Here is a 21,880-nt window from a genome sequence, read left to right on the forward strand (position 1 = left end):
GCCCGTCGACGGCGCGATTACCGGACCGATAAGTATAGGACTGTACCCACAACCGTGACACTAACCGATGGAGAGAGATTCGACAGGTCGCCGACTGACGCGACGCCACCTCATCGCCACGGCTGGTGTCAGCTGTCTTGGACTGGGTGCTGGCTGTAGCGCGATTCAACCGGGCGGCGAGAACGGAAACGAATCCGGAAACGGAAACGAAACCGACGGAAACGGCGACGAGACCGATGGAGAAGACGTACCGACGATCGACGGCGGAGCCGTCGTGTTCGTCTACGACGACGGACCGATGTCAGACTACGAGACCGCGTTCCCGGTCCATCAAGAGTTCGACGCGCCTGCGAGCACCGCTGTCGTCACCGAGTGGATGGGCCGTCAAGACTTCGACGGCTCCGACTGGATGACCATCGAGCAACTCGACGAACTCGAATCTGCCGGCTGGGAGATCATGTCCCACACGACCTCCCATACCGCACTCGGCGAGTTCGAACTCGTCGAGGACGCCGCGGCGGACGACACCCGCATCTATCCCGAAGAGCGCAGCCACGGCTTCAATCACGGGAACGATATCGAAATCACGGACGGCGACACGAGCGTTCGCCGAACGATCGTCAACTCGAACACGGACGACACCGGCGGCTATCTCGAACTCGGCGAGGCCCTGGGCGAGTCCTTCAGTGCAGGGGAAGCCGTCGAGCGATACCCCGACGACGTCATGAACGACTTCCTCGAAACGTCGAAGAACACGCTCGAGGACCACGGTCTGACGGTCGACACGCTGCTCGCACCCTACGACGTCGTCGACGAATGGGCGATCGAGCACGCAAAGCAGTACTACGACGGAATCGCGAACGTGAACCCGGATTCGATGCACAACGACCGCGACGCGTTCGACCCGTTCGATACCCACCGGGCCTACTTCATCGAGTTCACCAATCAAGAGACGGTCCAGACTGAACTCGACCGAGCGGCGAGACAGGAGAATATCGCGATCCTGGGCGCGCACTCGTTCAAGGAAGAAGTCACGGAAGATCGCATCCGCGAGACCCTCGAATGGGTCGACGAACTCGATCTCGAGGTCGTGACGTTCCGAGACGCGATTCGAGCGACGAACGGGTAGCGGTCCTCGTCGTCTTCTCGGTCGTGAAAAGCGTGTGCTCGAACGCGGTGCAAGCGAGACCGAGAGTGCAGCGGTGACGAGTCACGCCCGGTCGCGTCGTCCGTTCGTTACGCGATGGTATTGTTCCAGGTGACAACGTCGTCCGCACCGAGATCGTCGATTCCGTTGACGATTTCGTTCACTTTGAACTGGGGGTTATCGATGCCCGGATAGAGCCGGACCCCCTCCTGGCCCTCGTAGGATTCGACCGTCGAGTTCCGGAGCAGGTTCCCGTCGCCGTTGTCGATGTACGGATACTGGTTCGCACGGAAGGTGCACTTGTAGAAGGTCGCATCGTTTCCGTTGAGGAAGACGGCGTTCCGGTCGGCACCGTGGCGACCCGGTTGGTCGACGGAGACATGACTGAACCGACAGTTATCCCGGCTACACCGGATTCCGTCACGGAAACCGGCCGAGGTAACGCCGGCCTCGCCGTGGATATCGAGCAGTTCGACGAGTACCCGTTCGTCCCGGTCGCTGTCTCGAATCCACAGCGGATAGCCACCCGCGGCGTTGTAATCGATCTCGCCGTCGTAGATGTAGGTGTAGCCCGCTTCCGGCGAGACGACGATCCCGTGGTTCACCCGATCACCGCTGATCTCGATATCCGTGTCTTTGATCTTCGAAGACTGACACGTATTCATCACCGAAATCGCGTGGTTGGTCGGCTGAGGCGACGTGATCGAGATATCGACATCGTCGATCTGGAGGTTCTTCCCGTTCTCGAGTCGAACGCCCCGCTGTCCGCGGTCGTACGACCGCGTCCGATCGATTTCGACGGTCGCGTTCCTGACGACGCTTCCCTCACCGCCGACGCGAACGTTCGCGCCGTTGCTGTTTCTGAACTCGCCGCCGTCGACGACGATCGTCCCCTCATCGTTAATCGCGTACAGCCCGTTATCCGGGAAACCGCCGAGTTCACAATCGCTGAACTCGAGGTGGCCGACGTTCGTGTTCGCTTCGATTCCGATCGGGCCGCGCCAGATATTCCCCGCGTTGGGCGTCTGATCCGCGTGGACGCCACCATCGGGCGCACGGAATCGTTCGATGATGCCGTAGCCGTCCGAATCGGACATGGCGAACATACCAGGACCCCACGTCCCGCTGTCGTGTTCGCCGTGAATCGTCACGTCCCGTACTTCGAGGTGGTCTTCGGCTGTCGCCTCGATGACCCGAATCCCCGTATCCGGTGCCGTCTGGTCGACATCGAACCCTGCGAACAGCAGGTGGCCACCCGGTCTATAGGAGACGCCGAGACGGAATAACCGAAACTGCGGGCCATCGAACTCGTGATAGTTCGCCGGCACGAGCGTCGCTCCATCCCCGACCATACCGAACTTCTCGAATCCGGTAAACCGGAACTGTTCGTCGATGTAGTATTCGCCCTCGGGGAAGATCAGCAACGTGTTGTCCGCACGGAGATCCTCGAGTACAGGTGTGATCGAGCGTCGCCCGGTGTTGTCCATCCCCGCGTCGACAACGTTCACGACGGTATCGAACTCTTCGCCGTACTCGTGTACGGCTGCGCCGTTCGTCGTTGCCGCTCCGAGGCCAAGTACTGTTGCGCCGGCAACCGAGACACCTTGCAAGAACGTCCGTCGCGATCGGCCGGACCCACCACTCGAGCCCGATTCCCCTGTCGCTGTCGCAGCAGTGTCGTCAGACGCTGTCGCCGAATCGTTCCATCCATCCCCACTCCCCTGAATCGCGTTCCGCATACCACTTCGTTTCGACATTGATAGCCAAGTTACTTGAGTAATCTTTGGACCGAGTATCTATGGATTAGGATAGCAAGTCTTTAAGTTTGATATCTCAATATTCTGAACACACAGCCATCACTGGCGTGAGAATTGCAACGATTGTACGTGTTGCAATTCTACGAGTATCGCCTTTGATAGCCCGTAACAAGCGTGATTGATACCTGGGCCTATGACGCGTATAATACCCAAATAATCCGTCATTGACTTTACGAAACGGCAGATCTTATCGGGAATCAACACCGACGAACTCCCGGTTAAACGCAAGCTGACCTATCGAACAAACGGATAGTCGCCAAATCCTGAACAAACACTACCCGGCTACGAGTTACCCCGAGTAGTCATTACAGTCACCGATCACAGTCATACTCCCTTCCGTTCATCGGACCAGTCGATCACACGTGTACTCAAATACGCGCCTGATCGACACCGGAGCCGACAGCTACCCAGTAACCACTCCTCAATCGTTACTCGGACTTGACTCGTCCGGCGTCCGATCGTCATCAAGCGTCGCACCAATTAACTCCGCGACAGCCCGCCGCAACCGCTGTGATACCGCTGAATCAGTAATATCAAGCTGCTCCGCCAGATCGTCCTGTGTCGCCTCTCGCGGAATGTCGTAGTAGCCCGCATAGTAGGCGAGCGACAGAATCTCGTGTTGTTGCTCAGTCAGAAAGTACGTTCCATCGTCCGAAGCCGACGACTCGTATAACTGGTCCACCCGAAAAGCGATGTCCTGCTCACGACAGTACTCTCGGAACTCCATCAACGCTTCCCGGTCCGGAAAGTGAACGCGGGCGTTCCAGCCGCCTGAACCGCTCGTGATCGTAAAGACGAACAGCCCGCGCTTGGCACAGCGCTCCGGCACGAGTTCACGCTCGGTCTCGAGTTGGACGCGGTAGATCACTCGGTTGTCGAACGTCGCAACACGGATCGGGTTAGAGACGGTCGGATCGGCCTCCATCGAGGTTTCGAGTCGCCCGTACTCGTCGGTAAACACCGAGACGAAGTACGTTACCGCGTCGTCGGTTTCAACCTCATACTCGTATCTGATCATGACGTTCGGATGTCGCTCGATAGTCGGTACCAATACGAGTTCGTCGTGAGCGACATTGATCTCTGCAATAAACCCCATGTAACCGTTTGCCTGACACTCAGTCTGACTAACTCATACTTATCGTGTCACTAAGCGCCGTTGTACTGACTGTAACCGGTGAAACGGTCGTACAGGAGAATTGAGCGAAAGGGAATCTCCATCCGGCTGTGTGTACAACTACGGTACGTGGGTCACGCTGGGACGGCTGTCCCGGTGAGTCAATTGAGGTAGCCAAGATCGGCAAGTCGTTCCGTCACGTCGTCGTCGGCATTGGGTCCAGTCTGATCCTGGTCCTGGCTCTGACTCTGGTCTCGTTCGTTGCCCCGTGTCAGTCCACCGCTCGCTCGACCCTCATGCTCCGGGTACTCGATCGCGTCGGTCGGTTCGACGGCCGAAACGACCTCACCGTCCATCCGATCACTGTAGGGAACCCCCATCGCAGCCATGACCGTGGGCGCAACGTCGAACAGATGTGCTCGCTCGAGGGAGGCCGTCTCGTCGATCCCCTCACCCAGAGCGACGAACACCCCATCGAGCTTGTGGTTCCACGGCTCGACCGGGCCGAAGTAGGTCGTTGCGTTCTCGCGGAACTGTTCCGAAATCGTGTGCTCGAAATCCGTCGGAACCGTGACGATATCGACCGTCTCCTCGACGTGCTCGCCGTGGAAGTACTCCTCTCGCGGCTCGACCGTCTCGAAGAACGGTTCGCCGTCCGGCGTCTCGACACCGCGAAGCAGTTCGATCAACTCCTCGCGAACGGTCTCGTACTCCGACGGCGGCACGACACCCATCGGCTCACGCCCCGCGAGGTTGATCCGAACGCCAAGTTCGGTGCGAGCGCGAACGTAAGCCTTCGACGAACTGAAATCGACCTGCTCGTTCGCCGTCCGCGACACGCCGCTCGGCGCGTACTTGATGGCCAGGTCGGCGAGTCCGACGCGCTCTAGTGCCGTCCGAATCCGACTGGCAGTAATCCCAAACTGCGCGGCGACCGACGCCGCCCGAGCGACCGTCCCCGGCTCCCAGGTATCGTACTCCTCACCCTCACGGAGCCGCCGCCGCATCGGCGTCCACGACGGCATTCCCTTCCCGCTTGTCGTCGTCTCCAGAAATCCCTCGTCGCGCAAGAACTCGTTCAGCCTGAACTCGTAGCCCTCATACGGCCCCATGCCGTGATCGCTCACGAGGAAGACCCGGTCCGGATCACAGGCCTCGAGAACGCGCGCAATCTCCTCGTCCGTCGCCTCGTATATCGTCTCGACCTTCTCTTGGTCTCCCGCGAACTCGTGGAAGACCGTATCCGTCTTCTGGAACTGCAAGAACCCGAAATCCGGGTCGTACTCGTCGACCAGATAGCGAAAGGCCGCTCCGCGCATACGAGCCAGCCGCTGGTACTCCGCCATCTTCACCGACTCCGGAACCGACTCGTCATCACGTGTGTAGTTCGGATAGACCCGATACTCGCCGATCGCCTCCCGGACCTCCGCTAGCAGTCCCGCCGGATGACACTGCGGATCTTCGGGACCGAGGAATCCGGGAATGATCGCACCATCGAACTCGTCCGGCGGATGCGTCACCGGCGCGTTGACGACGACGCTCGACCGATCCTGTTGGTCCAGTAACGTCCACAGCGGCTGTGCGGCGACGTCGTCGTTACTCGTCACGTGCCAGTCGTATCCGTCGTAGCCGACGAATCCGATCGCCCCGTGTTTTCCCGGATTGACGCCGGTATACACCGACGGCCAGGCGCTCGGCGTCCACGGCGGGATCTGCGACTCGAGTGGCGCAGTGACGCCGTCGGAACACAACCGTTCGATCGTCGGAATCCGATCGTCTTCGAACAACCGCTCGAACACCGGCAAACAACCCGCATCGATGCCGATCACCAAGGTCTCGAGTGAACTCGACTCGCCGTCCGTACTGTTCTCATTCGATACCATCTCGTCGCGGTTAGACGTCCGACTCATCGTATCATGCCTCTGGTATGTAGTACTGCTGTGCTAGCTCGACCGGTACTGCGTCCAGTCTGCGACGGACCACAGCCACTCGCCGGTCGATACGAGCACGCGTCTTAGCTCAATCCAACGGAGACGGTGCCCTTCATTATCTGTTCGTTAAACCCTTCAAAACCGCGATTTTGTAATGGGCCCGATTAGCGAACGCTCCGTTCGCCAACTGCAGTATCGGTTCCCGCTCTATCTTACTCGGTCAATTCGTCGTCGTTCTCGCCACTGAACGATGGCGACCGAGGGTGGCCCGTCTGTCGACTGTATAACCACTCCGCCCAGGAGAGCTTGAGCTGACTCGCATCTCGATCCGGGTATTGCCGCTCGGCCGTCTGGCTGTAGTTAAGCAGTGCAACCAGCAAGACGCCACCGACGATGTTGCCGAGCGTAACCGGGACGAAGAATTCTCCAACGGCAGCCCAGAGCGTTTCTTGCCCGCGGAAGACGAAGTAAAGCACCTCACACATGCCGGTAATACAGTGGAACAGATCGGTCGCCGGGATCAAGAACATGAGAAAAACGATGATCAGAAACCGCGCCGTTGTATCCTGACTCGCGTGCACTAGCCAGACCATCGCTGCAACGATATTCCCCGCGAACACCGCCTTGAAAAAGAGATCCCACCAGCCGGTCGCAAACGCGTGTTCGCCGAAGCCCCGTGCGACCGCGGCGGCTTCGGGCGTGAACACACCCGTGGTCGCAAGGACGAACGCGCCGAGAGCCGCCCCGAGAACGTTCGCAACGATAACAACCGCCCACAGTCGAAGTAGGTTTCGGACGCTCGCGATGCGCGTCAACACGAGCGTGACCGGCGTGAGCGTGTTCTCGGTGAAGAGTTGATACCGCCCCATGACGATGAGCACGAAGCCGACCGGATAGAACAGATTCCCAATCAACTCCCCCGAATCGGTCGGAACCGCCGCAGTAACCGCTGATCGCGCAAGAAACGTCAGCGTCACCGCGAACCCGGCAGCCAGCCCGCTCATGAATAACAGCCGATTGCTCCGACTGAACTCCTCGTCGGCGGTGGCGACGATCCGCTGGAAGATCTCGTCCGCCGAGAAGTAATCGCGAATGGCCGCACCCGCGGCCGGGGCCCCACTTTGTGAACGGTCGATCGTATCGCGCAACGCCCTCCCACGATGCCGGATCGACGCCTGGATAGCGGTGATATCTCCCGTCCGTACGATCGCCTCGTACAGCGCGTCGAGTTCAGCAGGACCATCGTACCGACGGCCGTTAATGAAGACCGTCGGCGTCCCGTCGACGCCACTTTGGGCACCGCTCGAAACGTCTTCCTCGATGCGTTCCTGGTGAGTGCCGTTCTCTAACTCGCGGACGAACCGATCCGTATCAAGCCCGATTTCGGCGGCGTAGCGGACCAGATCGTCCGCCGCGAGCGCCCCCTGATTCTCGTAGAGAACGTCGTGCATCTCCCAGAACTTTCCCTGGGCGGCGGCCGCCTCGGCCGCTTCTGCAGCGCGCAGCGCATGCGGATGGACCGATGTGAGCGGAAAGTGGCGAAAGACGACTCGAAACTGATCGCCGAGTTGGTTCTGTAGCCGCTCGAGGGCGTCGTAGAGGTTCCCGCAGGACGGACATTCGAAGTCAGCGTACTGTACGAGCGTCAACGGCGCATCGTCCGGCCCGCGACTATGATCGCGCTCCGTGACTGACGTCGTAAGCGTCGAGACTGTCGATCGACTCATTTGATCTTCTGGAAGAGACGACACCGTTGACGGACTTAGCCTTCCCCGGCCCACTCGCTGCCAGCCCCGCCGGTGAACTCGCGCTAGAACGGCTGGCGAATCGACTGGGTGAACTCGTTGCTTGCGAGTTCGGTCGCGACAAACTAGTCACGAGCGGAGTCGCCGCTTGCGGAATTGCTCGCGATAAAATAGTCCCGGGCGGATTCGAACCGCGAGGACTCGACTCCGCTCGTCCTCTGGGCCCGAATCCGCGAGGATACTTTCGCCTCACGAGTTTGTTCGGCGCAAAGTAGTCCCGGGCGGATTCGAACCGCCGTCCTGAGCTCCAAAGGCTCAGATGATTGGCCACTACACCACGGGACTGCGGATCCACCTCTGGATTAGCGACAGACTGGCTTATGAGTTATTGTTTCGCTCTCCCCACTCGCCAGCGTTTCGTTCACCGGTTGGCCCACGACTCACCACCGTTCGCGGCCGACCGCATCACCGATTTGCTTCGAACCAGTCGACGGCGAAGTCGACGAGTTCTGGCTGGGACACGAGTCTAGCCGTCGCCACACCGACGGTCCCAGTCGTCACTGCCGATCCCGCCTGCTGTTCGAACGCCGCCCCGACTTCGGGGAAGTCATCAGTCGACTGGGCGATGTCCACGTACTCTCGTTGCACTCGGTCGCCGTCCTCGAGCACCGGAACGGCGTTTCTCGTCGTCTCCTGCTCGAGTGCAGCGCGATACTCCGCGAGGTGCAACGACGTGTTGGAGTCGTGACCGACGCCGAGGAGCAAGACCGTTCCGCCGAGTTCACCGACGGTCGCCAGCGGGGAGTCCTCGCCGAGTCCGTAATCGAGCCCGTGCTCGGAGACGACCGCCTCGGCGTCCGCGCCCCACGCGGCGAACGAGTAGACCGGGTGCGAACTCCGGACGACGTCGTCGTAGGTTCGGAAACACTCCGGAATCGCACCCATTCCTCGCGACGGAGTGGCGGCGGGCCGGAACGGTGGTCGCGACGAACGGATGGTGTCGACCCAGTCGTCCGGGACGGGTGGGTTCGACCAGACCGCAGGGTCGGAGTACTGGGTCGTGTGCGTCGGCATGACGAGCGTCCCACTGGGCGTGACAGCATTTCGAAGGGCCTCCACGACGGCCTGGGCATCGCCTGCCACCCAGCCGAGCGACGACAGCGACGAGTGGACGAGCACCACCTCGCCGGCCTCGACGCCGAGTGCACGAAGCTCCTCGGTAAGTGTGGAGACGGTAGCCGGCTCCGCAACGCGATCGACAGCGTCGGCTTCGCTCATAGCCGTTCGTTTCGGCCAGATACTGTAATACCACCGGTTAGTGTCGACACCACCACTCTAGAACCACTTTCTAAAGATAGAACACATATGAAGACAAGAAACACCTGGAAATAGCGAGAGCGTTCACAACGACACGTCACTCGCCGTCCGTCGGTTCGTGGTCCGTCGTCAATTTGAATTTCTGGATCTTTCCCGAGGCCGTCCGCGGGAGTTCGTCGATGAACTCGACCTCTCGGGGATGCTTGTAGGCCGCGACGGTGTCGAGAAAGTACTCCGTGATGTCCGCCTCGGTGATATCGACACCGGGCTCGGCGTCCGGCGTCGGGACGACGAACGCTTTGGGGACTTCGTTGCGCCGTTCGTCCGGAATGCCGACGACGGCCCCCTCCGCAACGGCGTCGTGTTCGGCGAGGAGTTCTTCGAGTTCACTCGGATAGACGTTGTAGCCGGCGGTGACGATGACGTGCTTTTTCCGGTCGACGATCTCGTAGTAGTTGTCGGCGTCCCGGCGGGCGATATCGCCGGTCCGGAAGTAGCCGTCGTCGGTGAACGCGGCCGCGGTTGCGTCCGGCCGATCGTGATAGCCCGACATCACGTGCGGGCCGCGGACGAGGAGTTCGCCCGCCTCACCCGGCGGGACTTCTGCACCGCTGTCGTCGACGATCTTGCAGTCGGTCATCCGTAACGGTTGTCCGATCGTCCCGTGGCGCGGCCCGAACGTCGAGTTCGACTGACTGTGAGTCGCGCCGTGCGTTTCCGTGAGGCCGTACCCCTCTTGAATGTCGACGCCGGCCGTCTCCTCGAACTGCCGCTGGACGGCGACGGAGAGCTTCGCCCCACCCTCGCTGACCGTCTCGAGGCTCGAGAGATCGAACGAGCTGAACTCGTCGCTCGTGACCATGTCGACGTACATGGCGGTGACGCCGATGAAGTGAGTGATCGCCTCGGTTTCGATCAGCGACATCGCTGCGTCGGCATCCCAGTTTGCGGCGCTGCGCAGGAACACCCGGCCGCCGCGGACGAGGGGCTGCCACGCGGTGTGCGTAAAGCCGGTGATGTGATACAGCGGGAGCCAGGCGAGACTGCGAACAGCCTCGGGTGCGAGTGCTTGTTCCTGAGAGAGGGTCGAGAACAGCTGAGCTCGAAAATTCCGGTGGGTCAACTGGACACCTTTCGGCTTGCCGGTCGTCCCGGAGGTGTACGGGAGCAGTGCAATATCATCGGCGGCCCGCTCGACGAGCCGTTCCTCGCCACGAACTGACTCGAAGGAGTGACCGTCGTCGGTGCTTGCAACGCTGATAACGACCGGATCGGCGTCGACGGCCGCGAGTCCTTCCCGCAGATGGGGGACCAGGGAAGCGTGGGTCAAGACCGCCGCCGCGCCGGTATCTTCGAGCTGGGAGGCGAGTTCACGGCGGCGATACTGCGGGTTGACCGGGGAGACGGCGACGCCGGCTTTGAGCGCGCCGAGCGAGCCGATCAGGGCTGCGGGACAGTTCGGTACGTACTGGAGGAGGACCGAACCGGGTTCGATACCCAGGTCGGCCAGTCCGCCGGCGAACCGAGCGCTCTCCTCGCGGAGTTCGTCGTGCGTGAGTTCCGTTCCGTGGTACTCGACGGCAACCGCGTCGCCGTGATGGCGAGCCGTTTCGTCGTGTATCCGTGCAGCATTGCCCTTCCTTGCGGTAGTACTCGTCTCGTCCAGATCCATGTCCCTGTATATCATATACCAATATTAAAACGTACCCCGGGCCGACACGTTGGGTGGCGACAGAACGACGACAGGACCGAAGTGCGGTGTGGCGGGGAACTAACCGCCAGTCAGGGCCGAGTTCGCCCGGGTTGGTCGTATTTACAATGGTGTCTGGACAGGGCGTGTACATTTACAATGGAGTATGGGAATGACTGGGTATGGAATACCACGATTCCGATACGGCAAAAGCCGTCGCGGACCGGGTCGCATCGTTCATGGACGAGGTCGTCATCCCGCACGAGCGAGAGGCGCTTGCGACCCAGGAGCCGATTCCGATGGCCGAAATCGAGGGTCTCTGGGAGCAAGCGAAAGACCGCGAACTGTTCGCGCCGCAGGTTTCGACGGAGTACGGCGGGCAGGGGCTCGACTTCAGCGACATGCTTCCCTCGTTCGAACAGGTCGGCCGGTCGCTCATCGGCGCGCTCGCGATCCGAGCCAACGCGCCCCAGGAGGGGAACATGCACACGCTCGAGATGGTCGGCACCGACGAGCAGAAAGAGCGGTGGCTTCGCCCGCTCGTGCAGGGCGATATCAGTTCCGCGTTCGCGATGACCGAACCGAGACAGGGCGGGGGCTCCGACCCGAAAATGCTCCAGAGTACGGCCACCCGAGACGGCGACGAGTGGGTCATCAACGCACACAAGTGGTGGACCTCCGACGGGCTGAACGCCGACTTCTACCTGGTCATGGCCCGAACGGACCTCAACGCCCATCCCTACGAGGGCACCTCGATCATCCTCGTTCCCGCCGACGCTGCCGGGGTCGAAGTCGTTCGAAACGTACCCCACCTCGGCGGCCACGGCATCACGGAACGCGAGGGCGGCCACGCCGAAGTGAAGTTCGAGAACGTCCGCGTTCCCGTCGAGAACACCGTCGGCGACGCCGGCCAGGGCTTCCAGATCGCCCAGATGCGCCTCGGCGGCGGCCGACTCACCCACTGCATGCGCTACTCCGGCATGGCCGAGCGCTCGCTCGACATCGCGAAGGCCTACCTCAGCGAACGCGAGGCCTTCGGCACGACACTCGACGAAAAACAGGCGCTTCGCCACCGGATCGCGGACGCCGAAACCCGACTCCACGCCGCGCGAACGATGGTCCGCCACGCCGCCCGCGAACTCGACCGCAGCGACGCCCGCATCGAGGTCGCAATGGCGAAGCTGTTCACCGCGAACGTCACGCAGGAGACGATCGACCTCGCGCTGCAGTGCTGTGGCGGCAACGGCATCGGGAAGGACCTCCCGATCGCGCACTTCTACGAGAACGTCCGCGCGTTCCGCATCGTCGACGGCGCAGACGAAGTCCACCGCCGCTCGATCGCTCGCTGGGCGTTCGAAGACGTCGACGAAGCCGAGATCGAGAACACCCTCCAGTTCGACGAGAATCTGCGGATCGACGAACTCGACGAGTAAGCAAACGGCGAGGGAACCCCTCAGACCCGCTCGATAATCGTCGCGATCCCCTGTCCGAACCCGATACACATCGTCGACAGGGCCGTGTCCTGCCCGGTTCGCTCGAGTTCGTGTGCCAGTTTCGTCAGCAGCATGGCACCGGTCGCCCCGAGCGGGTGGCCGTGAGCGATGGCACCGCCGTTGACGTTGACTCGCTCCCAGGAGACGCCGGTTTCCGCGAGCCAGGCTGCGACGACTGATGCGAAGGCCTCGTTGACCTCGAACAGGTCGATGTCTTCGAGTTCCATGTCGGCTTTCTCCAGAACCTGCTCGGTCGCGGGAATCGGGCCGGTAAGCATCGTGATCGGATCGACGCCGACGACTTCCGTCTGGACGATGCGAGCCATCGGCTCCCAGCCGTGGCGCTCGGCGGCCTCGGCGCTCGCGAGCAACAGGGCCGACGAACCGTCGACGATACCGGACGAGTTCCCCGGATGGAGGACGCCGGTCCCTTCCTCGCGGAACGAGAGCGGCAGCTCCGCGAGCGTCTCGAGATCGGTCTCCGGTCGCGGGTGCTCGTCCTGCTCGACGCGAACCGGTTTACCGTCGAGTTCAGTGTCGACGGGAACGACCTGGTCGTCGTAGCGGCCGGCATCCCAGGCTTCGGCCCAGCGGCGCTGGGAGTCGACGGCGAGTTCGTCGAGTTCCTCGCGGCTGCACTCGTAGTCTTCGGCGATCCGTTCTGCACCCTCGCCCTGGGTAGTGACCTCGTCGAAGTAGTCGAAGTAGGTGTCCGTGACGCCGTCGCCGTCCGAGCCCATCGGTTCGCGGGTCATGTGTTCGACGCCGCCGGCGACCAACACGTCGTGCTGGCCGGCCATGATGTTCGCCGCGGCGAAGTTGACAGCCTGCTGGCCCGACCCGCACATGCGGTTGAGTTGAACGCCGGGTACGCCGTCGCCCCAGCCGGCGACCATCGGAGCCAGGCGGCCGATATTCGCCCCCTGCTCGCCGATCGGCGTCACGCAGCCGTAGATGACGTCCTCGATCGTCTCCGGATCGAACTCGTTTCGACGTTCGAGCGCTTCGAGCGGCTTCGCCGCCAGATCCTGCGGGTGCGTGTCGCGGAACGAGCCGTCCCGGTTGCCGAACGGAGTGCGGACGGCATCGACAATAACTGCATCGTGCATGTGTCAGGAATACTCTAGCGACCACTATAGACGTTCCGCAGGGCCCGCAGAAAGCGGCTACCGAGACTGACCGTGAGTGCCATCAGCCACCCGACAGAACCCGCTAGCCACCGGTTGGTGTACGCTTATGGGTTCGTCGAACGAACCCTGCTGGCAATGCCCACCACAGGACGCGACGGAGGTGACGGCGATGCCGACGAAACCGCTCGCTGAACTCGAGGCAATGGTCGGCGACTCGCACCGAACGGTCGAGGGCTTTCGCGTCGAAGCCGGGAAAGTCGCCGAGTTCGCCCGCGCGATCACGGACCCGAACCCGGTGTTCCGGGACGAGTCCGTCGCCCGAGAACGGGGCTTCGACGCTGTCCCGGCACCGCTTACGTATCCGCGCGTCAAGCGTTTTCCGCGGTACCGAGCGGACGATGGGGCCGCTATCGACGAGGGACACTACGGGTTCGACCTCGGCTTTCGCCCCGAGTACGTCCTCCACGGCGAACAGGCCTACGAGTACGCCCGCCCGCTGCTCGCCGGCGACGAACTGACCGGGACGACGACGCTCACCGACATCTACCAGCGTGACGGCGGCCGCGCCGGCACGATGACCTTCGCCGTGCTCGAAACCGAGTATCGCGACCAGTCGGGTGAACTCGTTCTCACCGACCGCGCGACGGCGATCGAAACGGAAGGAGCCGTCGACGACGACAGCGAGAGCGAGAGCGGGCGCAGCAAGTCCACCGGCGATACGTCGCCAGCGCCGCCGGAACCAGAATCCGTCGCACCGCCGCGGTCAGCGGACGACCTCGACACCGGACAAACCGGCCCGACGGTCGTCGTCACTGAACTCGAACGACGCCACTTCGTCGCGTACGCCGGCGCGAGCGGCGATTTCAATCCGATCCACTACGACGAACCTTACGCTCGGGAGGCGGGCAACGAGAGCGTCTTCGGCCAGGGAATGTTCACGGCCGGCGTCGCCTCGCGAGTCGTCACCGACTGGTTCGGCCGCGCTGCCGTCTCCTCGTTCGGCGTTCGATTCCAGTCGCGGGTCTTCCCCGGCGAGACGATCGTCGCGAGCGGCGAGGTGACCGATGTGACAGGAGACGGGACCGTCGAGACAGCTGTCGAGGCGACGACTGCGAGCGGGACGACGCTCCTTACCGGGACGGCGACGGCGACGCTTCCGGAACGGAAGCCGTAGTCGGCCGGAAAACGGGACGCCACCGTCCGATTCTCTGCGGTGGAGGTTGCCCAACGCGAGGCCGGCCGACTCTCCGTCACGATCGGTAATCGGCCTCGTGAAGAGCGCTTTCGGCGCATACTGGGACGGGAAGGCCGATGAGCGACAACTCGGCATAGAGTTCAGCGACTCGCATTCGCTCGAAGTCCCCACGCGAAGGCACAGCCGCGACGACATATCCGATACGCACATACTACGGTTCTTTCCGAGAAGTCCTGAACTCGGGACGGTTTGCTGAGAGGTGGGTGTTCGTGAGAACTCGCTGCGCCCGGTAAACGAGTTCATCAATCGTATTCAGTACCATCGAATCCGGAATATGAGATTGGATAGCGAGCCGAAATCGGCCGCGTCTGCCGCGTCGCCAAGGCACTTTTGTACCCCCGAACTAGGCCGAGACGGTTCTTGTGAGTCGTCGCGTTCCCAATCCGATCCGGTTGTGTATCTACTGGGTCGGACTCGCGCTCGCCCGTCTCGGCGTTCTGGACGCCGATCGAGCTCGCCGTACCGCCGATCTGGCCTGGCCCCGTGTCGTCACCGGTCTCGCCCGCATGTCGAAAAACGCGGTCGACGTGGCGATGGTCGGCGTCGCGGTCGGCTCGACGGCGATCGCCGGCGTCGGCTTCGCCTCGCCGTTCTGGGGGCTCGCGTTTGCAGTCGGCGGCGGCGTTGCAGGGGGGACTATCGCGCTCGTCTCACAGCGGTACAGCGCCGAATCGTTCGAGTCGCTCGGTCAGGCGGTGCGATCGAGTTCACTCCTGGTCCTCCTGTTGACGCTCCCGCTGACGGTCCTGTTCTGGACGTACCCGACCGAATTGATCTCGGTGATCGGGAGCGATCCGGAGTCGATCGAGTTGGGGGCGGAGTACCTGAAAATCGTCGGCCTCGGCATTCCCTTCGCCGGGCTCAACCTCATCGGGAGCCGTACCTTCGTCGGCATGGACGACGCGTGGACACCGATGATCGTCCGCGCGGGTGGCGCGATTTCGAATATCGTTCTCAATGCCGTCCTCATCTTTGGGCTCGGTCTCGGCGTCGAGGGGGCGGCGCTGGGAACCGTCCTCGCGAACGTTGTCGTCACCGCCGCGTTCACCGGGGCCCTCGTCGCTGGCGGTCTCCCCGGCGTGGGGACGTTCCCGGTCAGTATCGATCCCTTCGGGAGTTACGTCCACGAGGAGTCCATCCGGGACCTGGCGAAAATCGGGCTTCCCGTTCTCGGGAGCAAGTCCGTCTGGACGGTCGCCGAGTTCCCGATGCTCGCGATCGTCGGATTGTTCGGACAACAGACCGTTTCCGCCTACGTCATCGCCCGTCGCATCTGGGGGCTGATGAACACGCCCGGCTGGGGCTTCGGGCTGGCCGCCTCGAGTCTCGTCGGACAGAAACTCGGCCTCGGCGACGAGGGGCGCGCCGAACGCTACGGTCACGAGATCATCCTGTACGCCGTCGCGATCTACGTCGTCGCCGCCGCGGTCGTCTTCGTGTTTGCCGAGCCGATCGTCCTGCTGTTTACCGATAATCCGGCCGATCTCTCGGTTCCGACTGCGGTCTCGCTCATCTATGCGGCCTGTCTTGCGATTATCTTGAAGGGCGTCTCGACCGGAGCAGCGGGAGCGCTCAAGGCGAGTGGCGATACGCTCTGGCCGTTCTTCAGCCAGTTCATTGGCATGTTCGTCCTCGCGATTCCACTCGCATACCTGGGTGCTGAGGGACTGGTCATCCCCGCGATCGGACCGCTTCCAGGACTCAACATCGCACCGATCGGATTGGTGGGACTTTACCTCTCGTTTATCGCGGAGACGGCCGCTCCAGCAGCGATCAACTACCACCGGTTTTCGACCGGCCGCTGGAAGGCGATCAGCCGCGGCTACCGTCCTGAAACGGCACCGAGTGACGATTGATACGGACGACTGGCAGCCAGTGCCGGCGCACCCGCAACCGTCTTGGATCGCGCCGGGAAATCGATACAGCACACCGTCTGACCACCCCTCTCGAGACGTCAGCTTCCTCGTCTACGCACCAGCGGCTGTGCTCTCGGCCAGTACCGCGCTCGCCCTCCATCGCTAGTACTCGCTCTCAATGCGCGACCGAAATCGCTCTCCCGTTGCGCGTTTTCCGACTCAGAAAATACTCGCCCGACACTAATACGATACAGTCGAACGAACAATGTGGGGGACATAACGGATCGAATCCCGCACCTCGTTGGTCCCCCTCGCCCGAATTAATTCGAACGGAGCCCCTAGCCCGGCACGGCCACCCCCACACCGCCGTGTTCCCGTTCGAACCCCACCCACCCTCACCTCCACTTCCCTCGACAGTGGGTCCACACTGTCTGTGTCGCGCTCCCCGCCCGCTTCGGCCCTGCCAACTGAACCTGGTTCCGATTCGCAAACTGAACTCGATTCGCCAGCCCCGTCTGTACCGGTCAGAAGGGGTGTAAGTCCTGCAAGAGCACAAAGAAGGGGATACAATCGACCGATCGGGTGTACAGTGACTCGCAGCGGCTACTACCTGTAAACGGCGAGGAGGATGTCACCCCGGTGAATCAATGCTGGCCGTACAGCGAGTACATGATCGCGACGAGACCGAGGAGGCGACTCAGGTTCTCGGCAAAGACCGTCACGATCCGTGCCATATCGGTCGCCGTATTGATGACGATGTTGACGAGGAACGGACAAAGCGTCAACAAGAGTAACCCGATGGCAAGGTAGAGCATTGACTCAGCATCGTTCCGTCGGTAGCCGCGATAGGCCTGGTAGGCGATAACCGTCCCGAAGAGGGCGACGAGAAAGAGACTCACGACGGTGAATACTTCGAACATCGTCGCATCGGTGAGCGGGACGGCTTCGTTGCTCATCGCATTCCCTCCCACATCCGGGTGAACTTGTCAGCGACGTCTTCTTCGTGATAGGACAATTCGAGATCGAACGCCCCGTCCTCGAGTGAGAGTTCGAGTCGGTCGAGGTTCGCACTGTAGACGCTGTAGTGGTTACCATCCGGGGCGAGTTCAGTTTCCTCGGTGACGAGCCGACACTCCTCGAGACGATCGAGTCGCCGATAGATCGTCGGGAGGGACGCGTCACATCGGTCACTCAGTGTACTGGCAGACATGGATTCGACGCTCGTATGCGTGAGGATCTCTCGCGCGTACTCGTCGTCGAGTACCGAGAGAACGGTCGATAAATCGGTATCCTCACTCACTGGTAGCTGATCGTTTCGGCATCGCTATGAAAAACGGTCCGGTTTTTCTGACCGAGAAAACGCTGTGTGGCAGGCGTCATCGACGACGGATGGGCGAGAGTCGGGTGGGAGTCGGCGTCCACAGTCGGTGACGAAACCGCTGGCACAGCGGGTTATCAGCTGCATAACTAACGGGTCGAGGTGGCTGACGTACACTGATGTGGCCATGGGAACACGCAATCGTCGGCTATCTGGCCTACTCACTGTGCAGTCACCTCGTGTATCGGCGCTCGCCGGGTGGACTCGAGGCATTCGCCGTCGTGTTCGCGTCGGTGCTCCCCGATATCATCGATAAGCCGCTGGCCTGGGAGTTCGGGATCTTCGATGCGGGCTACGCGCTCGGCCATTCGGTTTTCATGGCGGTTCCGCTCGCACTCATCGTCGGCGCGATCGCGCAGTCGGCCGGTCGGCCGCGCGTCGGCCTCGCGTTCGGCCTCGGGTATCTGTTGCACTTGCCGGGAGACGTGCTCGACACCTACTACCGGGGCGGACAGATTCGATTCGACATTCTGTTGTGGCCCGTCAAAACCGTCGAATCGACCGGCACAAGCCCGGGATTCGTCAACGAGTTCAGACGCTTGTTCGGGCAGTATCTGGCGCGCCTGCTCGCGGGCGAGTTGCCGGCGTATCGGTGGGCGCAGCTCGGGCTCGTCGGGATCGCGGCGCTGGTGTGGCTTTACGACGGCGCACCGGTCGTCCGAGAGTGTCTACGCGGCTGCGTTCGAGTCGTCACCGGCGGTCGCTGACGACCGGGTATGGTCTCGGTACCGATCGTTCGTGAGAGTCGCACGATCACTGCGAGCGTAATGTTGTCATTTACTATCATATCGGCTCCGATGCGTGTTAGACAGCATGAGCGATACGACTGGTTGCCATCGCTCACCGGCCCAGCGCGAGTGCGCCCGTGAGCAAACGGCTACTACCGACCATCGTCCCCGCGTCAGGACCCTCCCCGACGACGCCGAGTTCGCCCTCTGTCTCACTCACGACGTAGACCGCCCGTACAAGGGGGTTCGGTCGCTGTACTACGCAACGCAGGAGCGACCGCGCTATCACCTGCAAACGGCACTCTCCTCGAAGAATCCCTACTGGCAGTTCGAGGAGATCATGGCACTCGAGGACGACCTCGGCGTCCGATCGGCGTTTTACTTCCTGAACGAACAACACCTGCTTGCGGCGCGGCCGCCACGCGAGTGGCTCTCCCCGGCACACTGGGTGCAACACCTCGGCCGATACCGACTCGACGCCGACGACGTTGAAACCGTCATCCGCGACCTCGATCGCGGCGGCTGGGAGGTCGGCCTCCACGGCTCCTATCACACGCGCGACGACCGCGACCGACTCGACGTCGAGCAAACTGAACTCGAAACCGTCCTCGGACATCCGATCACCGGCGGCCGCCAACATCACCTTCGGCTCTCCGTTCCCGAGACGTGGGAGCACTATCGGGATATCGGACTCGCGTACGATACGAGTCTGGGATCGACGACCGAGTGCGGGTTCCACAACGGGTATCATCCGATCCGACCTTTCGACGACGAGTTCGTCGTCTTCCCGCTGACGATCATGGACCAGGCGCTTCCCGATCCGGACGCAAATCCGGCGGCCGCCCGACGGACCTGCGAACGGTTGTTGCTCGATGCCGTCCGCAACGACGCGGTGATGACGGTGCTCTGGCACCCCCGATTTTTCAACGACCGCGAGTTCCCCGGCTACCGCGAGTGCTACCGGTGGCTGGTCGAACGCGCGCTCGAACTCGGCGGCTGGGTCGGAACGCCGGCAGAACTCTATACTCGAATCGAAGACGAACGGACGGCTCGGCTCTCGAACGCCGACGGACCGAGTTCAGAACCGGTAGCGGTCCGGGAGAACGGTCGGACGGAGTACGATCCGCAAGCGCCGGCGGGGGAGCACGAGCGGACGACGCCACGGCCGTGCTCGCCGACAACGCGGGGTGAGTCCCACTCATGAGCGCGAGAGTGCTCCCGGTACTCGCGGTCGCCGTCCTTCTCGTCTGCGCCAGTGTCGGCGGGGTCGCCCAGCGGGGAAGCCAATCCAGCGTCGCCCCACAGGTGAACGCACCGCCGACCGACACGTACGTCGTCGAACAGGGCGATCGCTGCCAGCAGATCGAGCCGCTCTCGACCGGCGAGACGGTCGAATCGTTCTACGACTACCGCAATCACGAGACGCATTCCAACGACACCGATCGAATGTACAGCTCCTACGGGACACAAGACCTTCAGGAAGACAACACGAGCCTGCTCTTCCTTCACGAAGGGACCGACGGGCTGAGTCTCGTCACCGTCAATGACCGCGTCGACGGCAATACCACCGGCGGCGTGGCGACGTTCGAGTTCGTCGGCGTTCCCCACGAGAGCGCGTGGGCGGTCCAGGACGACAACTACACCGGTGAGACGAACATGGCCGAATGGTACGGCGGCGACGGCTGGCTCGGGGCCTCGCTCATCTGGGCCGAGGGCAGAACTGACGGGGGTGCGATCAACGGCGGTCTCAACGGGCCGTTCAGTCTTACCGTCCAGCCGGCGTTCAACGACGATGCCGAGTTCGCCGACGCGGACGACCTGTACGATCCGGACTTCCACGACGGCGGCGAGATCGAGGACTGGGTCGTGCTCTCGGGCGACGCCGACGATCCGGACCGCGCGACGCTTCCCTCCCTCGACGAGCCGGTGACGATCCGAACCGGGACCTGCGACGGACCGTCCGTCACGTACGAGCGCCACGGCAATACGAGCGGTCCCGATACCGAAGGGGACGGCATCACCGCTACGATCGACGGCGCGAGCGGGGACGATACCGTCTACCTCCAGCCGACGGCGGGAACGACGGACGGCGTCCGGTTCGACGGGATCGAGGCGACCGGCCTCCCATCGAACAGCACGGTTCAGTTCGAAAGCAACCAGCCCGACGGCCTGCCGGAGTCACCCGACGACGTGCAATCCCTCGGCCATCTCTCCGTCACCAGCGACGACGACCTCAGCGATGTCTCCGGGACGGTCACGTTCAGCGTCGCCGCCGATCTGCTGAACGAACGGGGCATCGAACCCGATGAACTCGCCCTCTACGAGCGTGGCGGCGACGGCTGGGCCGAATCGGAGACGACCGTCCGGGACGCCACCGGCGACAGCTACGAGTTCACCGCGTCGGTGTCGTCGCTCGGCGGGTTCACCGTTGCGCCACAGCAGCCGTCGAGCATCACCGAATCGCCGATGCCAGGCTTCGGTCCGGTCGTCGCGCTGAGCGTGATCGTCGCCCTCATCGGGGCCGCGGCGATCCGAACTCGGCGTCGAGAATAGCGCCGCAGCCTCTTTTAGCCGCCGTAGAACTCGCGAATAACGTCGGTGACTCGTTCCTGGGCCGCCGGCGACAGGATGTGTTTCTCGCCGGGAATGCGCTCGACACGCGAGAGCGATGGAAGACGGTCGCGGGCGCGAGGGACGATCTCCTCGGGTGGAAAGAACGGATCGTTTTCGGCGACGACCAGCACAACGGGCGCAGTGAACCGCTCGAGTTCAGCCGCGGTCGCCTGCGGGAACGTGCGCTCGAGATCGACGTGTCGCAGTGAGGCTGCAATGGTGTCTCGGACGACGGGGTTCGAACCCGGCCGTGTGACCATCGCCGAACAGACTCGGTCCAACAGCCGGTCGCGAGAAACCAGCCGATAGAGTACGGCGGGCAGACCGACTTGTAGCATCGAGACGAGCGACCCCGTACCGAACCCCGCGGGCACGACCAGCGCGGCGCGGTCGATCCGTCCGGGCGCGACCGCGGCCGTCCGGAGGACGATGCCGCCGCCGTACGAGGTGCCGATCATCGACGCCGACGCGATGTCGAGCGCATCGAGAATATCGACGACCCACTCGCCGTAGCCGCTTCCGTTCGGGTCGACGCGCGTCTCCGCGCTCTTTCCCGGCTGCCCGATCGTATCCGGTGCGATCAGCCGATAGTCGTCGGCCAGTCCCGTATACCACGCGAGCGTCATCGGATTGGTCGCGTTGCCGCCGTGGAAGACAACGACGGCT

General features: G+C 62.5%; 17 protein-coding genes and 1 tRNA gene. 7 read left to right on the forward strand and 11 right to left on the reverse strand.

Annotated elements, in window-relative coordinates:
• Positions 1–67 precede the first annotated feature (67 nt).
• Positions 68–1,129: a polysaccharide deacetylase family protein gene (locus SM755_RS04940; protein ID WP_323171686.1), complete on the forward strand. Its 1,062-nt coding sequence runs from the start codon at positions 68–70 to the stop codon at positions 1,127–1,129.
• Positions 1,130–1,236: 107 nt separating this feature from the next.
• Here SM755_RS04940 and SM755_RS04945 read toward each other — a convergent pair whose 3' ends face one another.
• The 7 genes from SM755_RS04945 to SM755_RS04975 all read right to left on the reverse strand — a co-directional run bounded on the left by SM755_RS04945 (position 1,237) and on the right by SM755_RS04975 (position 10,743).
• A complete protein-coding gene (locus SM755_RS04945; RefSeq protein ID WP_323171687.1) occupies positions 1,237–2,886 on the reverse strand; it encodes a right-handed parallel beta-helix repeat-containing protein in 1,650 nt (549 codons plus the stop codon).
• A 499-nt stretch (positions 2,887–3,385) separates the two neighbouring features.
• Positions 3,386–4,060 (reverse strand): helix-turn-helix domain-containing protein, encoded by a 675-nt coding sequence (locus tag SM755_RS04950; RefSeq protein WP_323171688.1) that lies wholly within the window; start codon positions 4,058–4,060, stop codon positions 3,386–3,388.
• Between the two features lie 179 nt (positions 4,061–4,239).
• The gene (locus SM755_RS04955; RefSeq protein ID WP_323171689.1) at positions 4,240–5,988 is read right to left on the reverse strand and encodes an alkaline phosphatase family protein; all 1,749 of its coding nucleotides are present in this window, start codon (positions 5,986–5,988) and stop codon (positions 4,240–4,242) included.
• Between the two features lie 233 nt (positions 5,989–6,221).
• A complete protein-coding gene (locus SM755_RS04960; protein ID WP_323171690.1) occupies positions 6,222–7,736 on the reverse strand; it encodes a formate/nitrite transporter family protein in 1,515 nt (504 codons plus the stop codon).
• 290 nt (positions 7,737–8,026) lie between these two features.
• Positions 8,027–8,099, reverse strand: a tRNA-Gln gene (locus tag SM755_RS04965).
• A 120-nt stretch (positions 8,100–8,219) separates the two neighbouring features.
• Positions 8,220–9,032, reverse strand: a complete 813-nt coding sequence (locus SM755_RS04970; protein WP_323171691.1) for an AAC(3) family N-acetyltransferase — start codon at positions 9,030–9,032, stop codon at positions 8,220–8,222.
• A 136-nt stretch (positions 9,033–9,168) separates the two neighbouring features.
• On the reverse strand, positions 9,169–10,743 hold the full coding sequence (locus SM755_RS04975) for an AMP-binding protein (protein ID WP_323171692.1): 1,575 nt from the start codon (positions 10,741–10,743) through the stop codon (positions 9,169–9,171).
• A 200-nt stretch (positions 10,744–10,943) separates the two neighbouring features.
• On the opposite strand from SM755_RS04975, the gene SM755_RS04980 reads away from it, so the two are divergent.
• Positions 10,944–12,194 carry an acyl-CoA dehydrogenase family protein gene (locus SM755_RS04980; protein WP_323171693.1) on the forward strand — a complete coding sequence of 417 codons (1,251 nt, stop codon included), beginning with the start codon at positions 10,944–10,946 and terminating at the stop codon, positions 12,192–12,194.
• 20 nt (positions 12,195–12,214) lie between these two features.
• Here SM755_RS04980 and SM755_RS04985 read toward each other — a convergent pair whose 3' ends face one another.
• A complete protein-coding gene (locus tag SM755_RS04985) occupies positions 12,215–13,363 on the reverse strand; it encodes a thiolase family protein (protein ID WP_323171694.1) in 1,149 nt (382 codons plus the stop codon).
• A gap of 190 nt (positions 13,364–13,553) precedes the next feature.
• Here SM755_RS04985 and SM755_RS04990 point away from each other — a divergent pair, with 190 nt between their 5' ends.
• Entirely contained in the window at positions 13,554–14,558 is a 1,005-nt protein-coding gene (locus tag SM755_RS04990; protein WP_323171882.1) for a MaoC family dehydratase N-terminal domain-containing protein, read from the forward strand.
• 443 nt (positions 14,559–15,001) lie between these two features.
• Positions 15,002–16,495, forward strand: a complete 1,494-nt coding sequence (locus SM755_RS04995) for an MATE family efflux transporter (protein ID WP_323171695.1) — start codon at positions 15,002–15,004, stop codon at positions 16,493–16,495.
• A 644-nt stretch (positions 16,496–17,139) separates the two neighbouring features.
• On the opposite strand, the gene SM755_RS05000 is transcribed toward SM755_RS04995, so the two are convergent.
• Together SM755_RS05000 and SM755_RS05005 are read right to left on the reverse strand one after the other, a co-directional pair.
• Complete coding sequence (locus SM755_RS05000) at positions 17,140–17,451, reverse strand: hypothetical protein (protein ID WP_323171696.1); 312 nt, start codon at positions 17,449–17,451, stop codon at positions 17,140–17,142.
• The gene (locus SM755_RS05005) at positions 17,448–17,795 is read right to left on the reverse strand and encodes a winged helix-turn-helix domain-containing protein (protein WP_006109318.1); all 348 of its coding nucleotides are present in this window, start codon (positions 17,793–17,795) and stop codon (positions 17,448–17,450) included. The genes SM755_RS05000 and SM755_RS05005 overlap by 4 nt, the downstream gene beginning before the upstream one ends.
• Before the next feature lie 197 nt (positions 17,796–17,992).
• Between SM755_RS05005 and SM755_RS05010 the strand changes: the two genes are divergently transcribed.
• From SM755_RS05010 to SM755_RS05020, 3 genes are all read left to right on the forward strand, one after another.
• On the forward strand, positions 17,993–18,580 hold the full coding sequence (locus SM755_RS05010; RefSeq protein WP_323171697.1) for a metal-dependent hydrolase: 588 nt from the start codon (positions 17,993–17,995) through the stop codon (positions 18,578–18,580).
• A 106-nt stretch (positions 18,581–18,686) separates the two neighbouring features.
• Entirely contained in the window at positions 18,687–19,805 is a 1,119-nt protein-coding gene (locus tag SM755_RS05015; RefSeq protein WP_323171698.1) for a polysaccharide deacetylase family protein, read from the forward strand.
• Positions 19,802–21,154 (forward strand): hypothetical protein, encoded by a 1,353-nt coding sequence (locus tag SM755_RS05020; protein ID WP_323171699.1) that lies wholly within the window; start codon positions 19,802–19,804, stop codon positions 21,152–21,154. The genes SM755_RS05015 and SM755_RS05020 overlap by 4 nt, the downstream gene beginning before the upstream one ends.
• Positions 21,155–21,168: 14 nt before the next feature.
• Here SM755_RS05020 and SM755_RS05025 read toward each other — a convergent pair whose 3' ends face one another.
• A complete protein-coding gene (locus SM755_RS05025; RefSeq protein WP_323171700.1) occupies positions 21,169–21,840 on the reverse strand; it encodes an alpha/beta fold hydrolase in 672 nt (223 codons plus the stop codon).
• Positions 21,841–21,880 lie beyond the last annotated feature (40 nt).

The organism is Natrialba sp. PRR66, assembly GCF_034808065.1.
Classification (GTDB): Archaea; Halobacteriota; Halobacteria; order Halobacteriales; family Natrialbaceae; genus Natrialba; species Natrialba aegyptia.

What these genes read in the sequence shown, in the direction of transcription:
- SM755_RS04940 (WP_323171686.1), top strand. Translation starts at nt 68, where the DNA reads ATGGAGAGAGATTCGACAGGTCGCCGACTGACGCGACGCCACCTCATC.
- SM755_RS04945 (WP_323171687.1), bottom strand. Translation starts at nt 2,886, where the DNA reads ATGCGGAACGCGATTCAGGGGAGTGGGGATGGATGGAACGATTCGGCG.
- SM755_RS04950 (WP_323171688.1), bottom strand. Translation starts at nt 4,060, where the DNA reads ATGGGGTTTATTGCAGAGATCAATGTCGCTCACGACGAACTCGTATTG.
- SM755_RS04955 (WP_323171689.1), bottom strand. Translation starts at nt 5,988, where the DNA reads ATGAGTCGGACGTCTAACCGCGACGAGATGGTATCGAATGAGAACAGT.
- SM755_RS04960 (WP_323171690.1), bottom strand. Translation starts at nt 7,736, where the DNA reads ATGAGTCGATCGACAGTCTCGACGCTTACGACGTCAGTCACGGAGCGC.
- SM755_RS04970 (WP_323171691.1), bottom strand. Translation starts at nt 9,032, where the DNA reads ATGAGCGAAGCCGACGCTGTCGATCGCGTTGCGGAGCCGGCTACCGTC.
- SM755_RS04975 (WP_323171692.1), bottom strand. Translation starts at nt 10,743, where the DNA reads ATGGATCTGGACGAGACGAGTACTACCGCAAGGAAGGGCAATGCTGCA.
- SM755_RS04980 (WP_323171693.1), top strand. Translation starts at nt 10,944, where the DNA reads ATGGAATACCACGATTCCGATACGGCAAAAGCCGTCGCGGACCGGGTC.
- SM755_RS04985 (WP_323171694.1), bottom strand. Translation starts at nt 13,363, where the DNA reads ATGCACGATGCAGTTATTGTCGATGCCGTCCGCACTCCGTTCGGCAAC.
- SM755_RS04990 (WP_323171882.1), top strand. Translation starts at nt 13,554, where the DNA reads ATGCCGACGAAACCGCTCGCTGAACTCGAGGCAATGGTCGGCGACTCG.
- SM755_RS05000 (WP_323171696.1), bottom strand. Translation starts at nt 17,451, where the DNA reads ATGAGCAACGAAGCCGTCCCGCTCACCGATGCGACGATGTTCGAAGTA.
- SM755_RS05010 (WP_323171697.1), top strand. Translation starts at nt 17,993, where the DNA reads ATGTGGCCATGGGAACACGCAATCGTCGGCTATCTGGCCTACTCACTG.
- SM755_RS05015 (WP_323171698.1), top strand. Translation starts at nt 18,687, where the DNA reads ATGAGCGATACGACTGGTTGCCATCGCTCACCGGCCCAGCGCGAGTGC.
- SM755_RS05020 (WP_323171699.1), top strand. Translation starts at nt 19,802, where the DNA reads ATGAGCGCGAGAGTGCTCCCGGTACTCGCGGTCGCCGTCCTTCTCGTC.
- SM755_RS05025 (WP_323171700.1), bottom strand. Translation starts at nt 21,840, where the DNA reads ATGACGCTCGCGTGGTATACGGGACTGGCCGACGACTATCGGCTGATC.